This window comes from Bartonella vinsonii subsp. berkhoffii ATCC 51672, assembly GCF_902825225.1.
GTDB classification, from domain to species: Bacteria; Pseudomonadota; Alphaproteobacteria; order Rhizobiales; family Rhizobiaceae; genus Bartonella; species Bartonella berkhoffii.
Genome location: NZ_CADEAK010000160.1, coordinates 1 through 449, shown reverse-complemented (window position 1 = coordinate 449; position 449 = coordinate 1). Strand labels below are relative to the sequence as shown.

Sequence of the window (449 nt, the reverse complement as noted above, 5' to 3'; positions counted from 1 at the left end):
ATGAGTCCCGTAACCATGTAAAAGCAAGTCGTTTTCCCCGCACCATTAGGACCTAAAATGCCAACAGCTTCTCCAGTACGAATGCCAAAAGAAACACCCTTCACTGCCTGTCTTCCACGATAAACTTTAATCAAATTATTGGCAGTTAAAGTCCCCTTTAAAGGCTTTCTTAAAGCTTCACTATTTAGGTTATGTCTATCTGTCTGTTTTTTTCTTTTTATTCCAAACATGAAACCTTAATGGCCATTCTTTTGACTTTGTTTAAAAATAATAGAAACACGGCCTTTTTTCTCAGACCTCTCACAACCTTCTAGAAAAGTTTTTCCGCTTTTCATATCTGCCGTTAGTTTGCACCCTGTTGCAACATTATCCCCATCGGTTAATACAACATTATCTCCTGTCAAGCTTATTATTTTTGTCTTTCCATCAAAAATGCCTTTATCACCTGT

2 protein-coding genes are annotated in these 449 nt (G+C 37.2%); both read right to left on the bottom strand.

All coding sequences use genetic code 11. The features are described from left to right. A partial coding sequence (locus tag J7R10_RS08730; protein WP_208436477.1) for an ATP-binding cassette domain-containing protein occupies nt 1-230 on the bottom strand: 230 nt, incomplete at its 3' end. Between the two features lie 6 nt (nt 231-236). Next, on the bottom strand, nt 237-449 hold a 213-nt coding region (locus J7R10_RS08725; RefSeq protein WP_281432517.1), incomplete at its 5' end, for an LptA/OstA family protein.